This window comes from Vibrio sp. V33_P6A3T137, assembly GCF_009904835.1.
Lineage (GTDB): Bacteria > Pseudomonadota > Gammaproteobacteria > Enterobacterales > Vibrionaceae > Vibrio > Vibrio metschnikovii.
The window spans coordinates 1-8559 of sequence record NZ_WXWK01000117.1 but is presented as its reverse complement, the minus strand read 5'-3'; the positions used below and the strand labels follow the sequence as shown (position 1 = coordinate 8559).

At 45.0% G+C, this 8559-nt stretch carries 5 protein-coding genes; 3 read left to right on the top strand and 2 right to left on the bottom strand.

What is annotated here, in order from left to right; genetic code table 11:
- The first annotated feature begins 112 nt into the window (after positions 1-112).
- The 3 genes from CAG60_RS11005 (at position 113) to CAG60_RS10995 (ending at position 3758) form a co-directional block, all read left to right on the top strand.
- Positions 113-997, top strand: coding sequence for a cation diffusion facilitator family transporter (locus CAG60_RS11005; protein ID WP_161438944.1), 885 nt, complete (start codon positions 113-115; stop codon positions 995-997).
- A gap of 128 nt (positions 998-1125) precedes the next feature.
- On the top strand, positions 1126-2496 hold the full coding sequence (locus tag CAG60_RS11000) for a DEAD/DEAH box helicase (protein WP_161438943.1): 1371 nt from the start codon (positions 1126-1128) through the stop codon (positions 2494-2496).
- A 131-nt stretch (positions 2497-2627) separates the two neighbouring features.
- Positions 2628-3758: a conjugal transfer protein TraF gene (locus CAG60_RS10995; RefSeq protein WP_161438942.1), complete on the top strand. Its 1131-nt coding sequence runs from the start codon at positions 2628-2630 to the stop codon at positions 3756-3758.
- A gap of 65 nt (positions 3759-3823) precedes the next feature.
- On the opposite strand, the gene CAG60_RS10990 is transcribed toward CAG60_RS10995, so the two are convergent.
- Both CAG60_RS10990 and CAG60_RS10985 read right to left on the bottom strand, forming a co-directional pair.
- Positions 3824-6358: a zinc-dependent metalloprotease gene (locus CAG60_RS10990; RefSeq protein ID WP_161438941.1), complete on the bottom strand. Its 2535-nt coding sequence runs from the start codon at positions 6356-6358 to the stop codon at positions 3824-3826.
- Positions 6359-6800: 442 nt separating this feature from the next.
- Positions 6801-8009, bottom strand: a complete 1209-nt coding sequence (locus tag CAG60_RS10985) for a NupC/NupG family nucleoside CNT transporter (protein WP_161425683.1) — start codon at positions 8007-8009, stop codon at positions 6801-6803.
- Positions 8010-8559 lie beyond the last annotated feature (550 nt).

The window sequence follows — 8559 nt, the reverse complement described above, 5'->3', positions numbered from 1 at the left end:
ATTCATTTACCATGCTTATGGTTGTTTTTTTATGGAAATTATAGACGTATTGTGTAAAAAACTTGTGCTATGATTCGCGTCGATGAGCAGAGTGTTTTTGTGGAGTTCTATAATGAATCGTAAAACCAGCGCAGCACTCATTTCGGTGGGTTCTAATAGCACGTTAATTGTGATGAAAATGACGGTGGGGATTTTTAGTGGCTCGGTGAGTATCATTTCAGAGGCCATACACTCTGCCATGGATCTTATTGCGGCATTAATTGCGTTATTTGCCGTTAGTACCTCCGATTTACCACCAGACGACAATCATCCTTACGGACACAGTAAAATTGAGAACGTTTCAGGCGTATTAGAAGCGTTATTGATTTTGGGTGCTGCAGCATGGATTGTCTATGAAGCGATCAGTAAGCTGTTTAATCCTCAGCCAGTCAGTGCGATAGGGCTAGGCGTAGTCGTGATGTTGATTTCTGCTCTGGTTAACTTATTGGTTTCAAGACACCTTTATCGCGTAGCGAAAGAAGAAGAATCAATCGCGCTACAAGCGGATGCTCTGCATTTAAAAGCGGACGTATTAACCTCACTCGGTGTTGCGGTGGGGCTATCGGTGATGTTAGTCGCCGGATACTTAGGTTATGACTGGTATTTTATCGATGCGGTTGTGGCCATCTTTGTTGCGGTATTTATTTCTCGTGAAGGGGTGAGTTTGTTATGCGAAGCGTTTCGTCCTTTATTAGACCATAGTATTTCGGACGAAGAGTTAGCGCTGACTAGTCAAACTATTAAAAGTGTTTGTGGGCCAGAGATGAGCTTTCATCAGTTACGTACTCGTTATTCAGGCCGTCGCCGTCATATTGATTTTCATCTTACTGTACCTAAATCGATGTGTGTCGATGCTGCCCACCAACAATGCGATAGAATTGAAGCGGCGATCATGGCTGTGCTGCCTAATGCTGAGGTGTTGATTCATGTAGAGCCCGATTATCGCCATTCAACGTAAGGTGTTGTGAGTCGTCAATCGGTCGGTATTTGTAATTAACGGTTGCTACCCAATAGTAAAGGCCTCAAAATGGTGGACTTTGCGCGGCGGTGCTGCGTTGTTTATTTTATTACTATTGAGAATCATATATGGGTTTTACCTCGCTCGGTCTTTCTGCACCAATCCTTAAAGCTATTGAAGAGAAAGGGTATAACACGCCTTCGCCTATCCAAGTGCAGGCCATTCCTGCGGTATTAGAGGGCAAGGATGTCATGGCAGCAGCTCAGACTGGCACAGGAAAAACAGCTGGCTTTACATTGCCTATTTTGGAGCTTTTATCAAAGGGTCCAAAGGTTCGAGCCAATCAGGTGCGCGCTTTAATTCTTACCCCAACACGTGAGCTGGCTGCGCAAATTCAAGAAAGTATTCTAGTCTACGGTCGTCATCTGCCATTAAGCAGTGCCGTCGTCTTTGGTGGAGTGAAAGTCAACCCACAAATGCAGCGGATGTGTAAAGGGGCGGATATTTTAGTGGCTACCCCAGGTCGATTGATGGATCTGTATAACCAAAATGCGGTCAAGTTTGATCAACTGGAAATCTTGGTCTTGGATGAAGCGGATCGCATGTTAGACATGGGCTTTATTCGTGATATTCGTAAGATCTTGAACTTACTGCCAGAAAAGCGCCAGAACTTATTGTTTTCGGCAACATTTTCGACCGAGATTCGAGAGCTTGCTAAAGGCTTAGTTAATAATCCAGTTGAGATTTCAGTCAGCCCTGCCAATTCAACAGCAAGAACTGTTGAACAATGTATTTATCCCGCTGACGTGAAAAAGAAACCAGCCATGTTGGTTAAGTTGGTCAAAGAGGGTAATTGGCAACAAGTGTTGGTGTTTATGCGGACTAAACATGGTGCGAACCGTTTAGCGACCTATTTAAATGAGCAAGGATTAACCGCGGCGGCAATCCACGGTAATAAAAGCCAAGGCGCACGTACTCGAGCGTTAGCTGACTTTAAAGCGGGCGATATACGTATTTTGGTCGCGACCGATATTGCTGCGCGTGGCATTGATATCCCTCAATTGCCACAAGTGGTCAATTTTGAGTTGCCTAAAGTCGCTGAAGATTATGTCCATCGTATCGGCCGAACTGGTCGCGCTGGAGAAGTGGGTAAAGCGATCTCATTTGTGTGTGAATTGGAAGCACCGGAGTTATTTGCGATTGAACGTTTAATTCAAACGGTGTTACCTCGAATGAGTTTGGCCGGTTTTGAGCCCACTAATGTTGTCCCTGAATCGAAGTTAGATGGTCGTCCGCTTAAACCTAAAAAGCCCAAAAAAGTGAAGAAGCCGACAGCGACTCAGCAAAATACGGGTCATCGTGGTCAAACGTCCGGTGAGGGACGCCCTGCGAACAAATCCAATTCTAATTCAGCGAAAAAGAGTCCTTCACATCGTACTCGTCGCCCATCATCAGCAGTCAAGACGCCGGTCGTTAAATCTGCTCCTCGATCTGCTTAAATCCGATTGATGAAAGTCGCGCACTGCACTTTATGGAGTGCGCGATTTAAAAAAATAACGGTTATTTAGCGATTTAGCCTTTAGTGTATTAACCTTAGTGATGAGTGTTTTCACGTAAAGGTGATAAGGATATGCAAAAATACACACAACTGGCAGTGGTGCTTGGGGCGTTTTTTTCTGGTTCTGCGTTAGCGGCGAATGCTGTCGCTGATGCGCGAGGGAATGCAATGGGTAATACTGGGGTGACCACCTCTGATTATCTATTAGCGCCGTTTTATAACCCAGCGTTAACCGCGGTTTATCGTAGCCGAGATGACTTTGGCGTGCTATTACCCGCCGTCGGTATTAACCTGCGCGATAGCGATGATAATTTATCGACGATTGATGATTTACAAGATGTGATCAAAGCGTTTGAAGCTGGTGATACTTCACAAGCAACGCAAGATCGATTGAATCGTTATTTAGATGACTTAAATAACAATAAACCTTTTGCGGTGTCGGGTGGTTTGGGGGTGGCCGTCGCCATTCCGATGAACCGAGTTTCGCTGAACTTTTTTGCTCGCGGCTATGTTGAGATCCTCGCGAAAGCGCAGATCAGTGATGATGCCGATCCGGTCAATCGCTATCAAGACTCTAGTGTTGATCTTATGGCCTTTGGTTATTCCGAATACGGGATTGCAGTGGCGAAAATGGTGCAGTATCGCGGTCATCAATGGGCTATCGGTGTGGCGCCGAAAATCCAACAACTCAAGACTTATCAACAGAGCTTAAGTGTTAAAGAATTTGATTTAGATGATTATGATCAGAGTGAAACCAGTGACAGCGCTTTTAACCTCGATTTAGGAGTCGTGTGGCTAAAAGATAACTATCGCGCAGGTGTGGCGGTAAAAGATCTGTTTAGTCAAAAAATCACGACATTTAATGGCATCAATCAATACAAATTGGATACTCAAGTTACCGTCTCGGGTAGTTATGTAACGGATGCTTTCACCGCTGCTGTGGATTTAGATCTCACCAAACAATCTCGTTTTGACGGCAAAGGGGATGATACTCAGTTCTTACGTTTTGGTATTGAAGGTAATGCATGGCGCTGGGCGCAACTACGTGCTGGCTATGAGATTGATTTAGAAAGTAATCTTGATAATGCTATTACCGCGGGTATTGGTTTTAGTCCGTTTGATGTGGTGCGTTTTGATTTAGCCGGGAACTACGCTGGTAAACATCAGATGGGGGTAGCGGCTAACCTTTCGCTGACTTTTTAATCCGCCGCTTTGAAATGTATAACCGCTTCAGGTCTACTCGACTTTTGAAGCGGTTTTTTTAATAATTATTTCAGAGCTCTATCGATCATCTGATTAATAAACTGATAATGATTTTTCACTTCATCGCTCACATGTCTTGAGAGACGCATTTTACGAATCGTGTGGAGTTGAGCTAAGGCCTCAGAGCGGGTCACAAAATCGTGCTCACTTTCATTCTCTTTATCAAGATTTGCGATCACAATCAGGCGTTGTACATAACTGACCTGCAGCATTTGACTGATGCTGTTGACTTGTCTGGCATCGACAAAAATAGCGTTAGTTAATTCACTGAGCATCTGATTCACACTGTATTGATTACCATACAATCGACTATCGCTGAGACGCATCGTGACGTTAGGATGCAATAGATGATCGAGGATCATTTGCTGCATAGCAAAAAGGCGTTGGTGAGGCTTCGGATCCTCATTGATACCGTATCGAGCAAACCCGCGTCGTTGAGGCTGCATATAATTGAGTAGCGGCATCATTTCTTGTAAGACATCGGGGGCAAAGACATAGTTGGCTAAAGTACGCATTGCGCGCTGTTGGTCGGCAAGCGCAACCGGAGTAAATGGTTTGACTTGTGGATCTTGTCCAACCACCGCTCGCTCAACATAAATACCACCGATATAGCGCGAAACAACATTGGCTTGATTGAGATAGTGATTAAAGAGCACATTAGCGCTAATCAACAGTTGTTGATGGGATTGACCAGGTACGCGCGCCGTTTGCAATAATTGAGGATAGGTATGCTTAATCAGCTCAAAACGTTGTGTCGCATAGGTGATAGGGTCCGAGCTGTGTGCGCCAATCATTGCCCGAGGGTCGATGTGTACCCCAGGAAAACGCATGTCATCTGCATCGTTAGCAAATGCCAATTCAGGCTGATGGGAACGCTGTAAAATACGTTCTAGGCGTTGTGACTCTTGTTCAGGGTCTGCAAGTGCGGGAGAGTAACCATATTCAATCGCCCAGATATCGTAAGGCCCAGGTAAGTAACTGTAATAATCACCTTGCGGTTTACCTACGGGGGCTAAGTTAATCGGTGCGTAATCCATTACCGACCCCGACAATACCCCTTTAGTGAGCGACTTATCGTGAATTTGTTCATTATCCCATAAAGAATGAGACTTCATATTATGATTCAGCCCCAAGGTATGCCCCACTTCGTGCATCACTAAATGGCGTAATCCTTGCTGTAAACGTTCATTGTCGGCAAAGGCTTCTCCGGTCGGTAAACCATAAGTTGCTCTTGCCATCATTAACCCTTGCTGTAGAGAATGGGCGGCAGAGCAATGCACTGGTTGTCCGTTAATGATATGAGTGTGCGTTTGCTGAGTGGGAGTCACAGGCGCGAACACTTGCTCGGTTAACCAAACATTAGACAGAAAAATATGCTCTAGCATGATGTTTGCGGCAATAATTTCACCGGTTAAAGGGTTCGCTAGTGAAGGACCATAACCACCAAACAGAGGTTGAGGAGAAGAGGTCCAGCGTAGCACGTTATAGTTAATATCTCCGGCTTCCCATTCGGCATCATCCGGCTGCTCTTTGACGACCAGTGCATTTTTAAATCCCGCAGCTTCAAAGGCGATATTCCATCCTTCTACTCCTTGACGAATCGCTTCTCGCCATTCATGAGGTGTCGTATTTTCTATCCACCACACAATGGGTTCTACGGGTTCTGAGAGATCTTGCTCTGGGTGTTTTTTCTCCAAGTGCCAGCGATTAATCACATCACCATAAGGTGCCCAACTGCTATCGGTCATCCGATCAAACGATTGAGTAAAGTAGCCAATCCGTGCGTCATCGGCGCGCGGTTGATAGTCATTCTCAGGCAGTGCAATCAATGAATGTTGGAGACGGATTTGCGTGATCCGCGCATCGGCTTGAGCCGCCGAGCTCTCTTGTGGCTCATTGTTTAAGAATACATAGTCGATCACCACGTCGACATTACGTGGATAGACGCGCTCCGCGCTAAAACGCGAGCGATGTTCGAGCAGTTCACCCATCATGAACCCTGCTCCTGATGAACGTCTGTCGAGAGTTGGCGTCAGTTTATGCAGTGCATCACCGATGAATAATCGATCCGCGCTCAGTAGGATTTGTCCTTCTTCTTCGGCAATGATTGGTAGGGTTGCCAGTGTCGCTTGACTAATATTCGCGTTGGCTGCGCGGGAAAGAGGGTTATTGGGGTCAAATTGAAAACGAGGATTCAACGCAACGATATCAATTCTATCGAAATAACGGCGAAATTCGATGACGCGAGTTTCACGAAAGTTGCCCCGAAAATGTCCTGCTTCAACAATACCATCCAGACTTTGGGCGAGATAAATCATTGGCTGGTTGAGCTGTGATTCATTGATGGCAAATAACGTTTCACCGGTAGTTTGGTCGCGATAAAAAGTAAGGAAACCTTCTTTATGACTCATGGTTTCAACAATACTGCTGTAACTCATGGAGTCATCGGTAGTAGGCTCTTCAGCCCATAGCGGTGAGGAGCTTAATAGTGCTCCAGCGAGTAGCGCGGTGACTAAACGTTGACGAGAATGCATTATCATGCGGTAACGGTCCTTTATTATTGGAGGATATACCTTTCCTATTAGAGATGGTAGCGGTGTTTGCTGTGTGCCTTTACCCTAATCACCGAGTGATTTGCGTATAGGGAATGACTAGACTGGCTAACTACCTGCAATGCCAAGTCGATAGACGCACAGGCAACCACACACTTCAAACCTAGCTCATTGAATAGTCGCGAGTATTGAGCTTGGCTATCAGACCATTATGCAACAATAAAGTTTATTTATGGAGAATAGAAAAGAGTAAATCATGAGGTTCTCGATGCAATAGCTGGCAAAACCCAGTGGGTAATCCAGTCGATCATTGAGCGTAAAAGGGCGAAGATTAGACAAGATCTCACTTGCTCTCAAAGGGGGGAGATTAAAAAATAAATGAGAGAGATAAGATAATGAAGAAGGGCAAAGCCCTTCTTCATTAAGAGATTTACAGTGAAATAAACAAACCAGCCAAACAAGCACTCATTAGGTTAGCAAGAGTGCCAGCAATCACGGCTTTCAGGCCTAAATTGGCGACCTCTGCTCGACGCTCTGGTGCCATAACCCCAATCGAACCAAGCTGAATCGCGATCGAACCAATATTGGCAAAGCCACATAAAGCAAAGGTAATCACCACTTGGCTGTACTCAGACAGTGTTTCTTTATGTTGGATAAAATCAATAAAGGCCACAAACTCATTCATGATCACTTTTTGGCCGATATAAGAGCCTGCTTGAATCATTTCATGAGCAGGGATGCCGAGTATCCAAGCCAGTGGTGCAAACAGATAGCCAAGTAAGAGCTGTAAAGTGATGCCTTGTAAACCAAACAGTTCAGCAAAGCTCTCTAACCCAGTATTGACCATCGCGATCACGCTGACAAAAGCGATAAGCATGGTTCCGACTGCGACCGCCACCTTCATGCCATTCATTGCGCCGCTTGCGAGAGCATCAATCACATTACTTTGTTCGCTACCATCAATGTGTACATCGGTCTGATCGCACGGTTTTCCTGCTTCAGGGACGATGATTTTCGCCATGAGCAAGCTACCTGGCGCCGCCATAAAGCTAGCGGCAATCAGATATTTTAGCTCAATACCGAGTCCTGCATAGCCTCCGAGCACACTACCCGCTACAGAAGCCATACCGCCAGTCATCACCGCAAATAGCTCTGAGCGGGTTAATTTAGGCAAAAAGGGACGTACTAATAGCGGCGATTCCCCTTGTGATAAAAAGATATTGCCTGTAGCGACTAAAGACTCGGCTTTGCTGGTGCCTAAAAAGCGCTGGATCCCGCCGCCTAACCAAGCGATGACTTTTTGCATAATGCCTAAATAGTACAGCGCAGAGATAAGCGCGCTAAAAAAGATAATGATCGGCAAAACACGAATTGCAAAGATAAACCCAGTATTGGCTAAATCACCAAATAAGAAGGCGATGCCTACATCAGCAAAGCCTAACAGACTTGCAACACCTTGACTGAGCGCACCAAGGGCGGCTTGTCCCCAAGGAAAGTACAAGACCAGAGCCGCAAAACTAACTTGCAGTAATAATGCTCGTGAAACCGTTTTCCAATTAATAATCGCGCGTTTCTCAGAGAGCAGATACGCCAAAGCGAGCAAGACCAGCATGCCCAATAAGCTAAAGATAATCGTCATAATTTTTTTCGATGTCGTGAATGAATGGAAAGAGAGTGGGTGTCATGTTTATAAAAGGCGGGAACAGGCTACGGCACTGGCTAGCAGTGTAGGAGGGAAGTAATGACCTAAGCGGTCGCCGTTGTCTGTTCATAAAGCACCTTTACAAGCAAAGTTAACGAGCTGGTCCTATCCTAGGGTCGTTCACTATTCCATATGACGGCTTGTATTGGTGAGTTCGGATGCACACCGAGCGCGGAGTATAGCGGTACAAAAAGAGATTTTCATCACATTTATTCAATTAATGGATGCGCAGTTTCGATTCTTTCACCCATTAAGCTAAGTAATCGGTTGCTTTGAACATTCCCTGCCATATTTTTATTGGATCATCATTTTATGATATTTCTATATAAAGCGTTATCTCTGAAATAACGCCTTGCTAAGCAAAATAATCAATGAAGAGAGTAACGAATATGTAGCATGGCTATGCATTAATAATGATTAACTTTTCTTTTTCCAACGTTCGATTTGTATTCACCGTAGAGTAATTATTGAACCAATAGATTTAGAT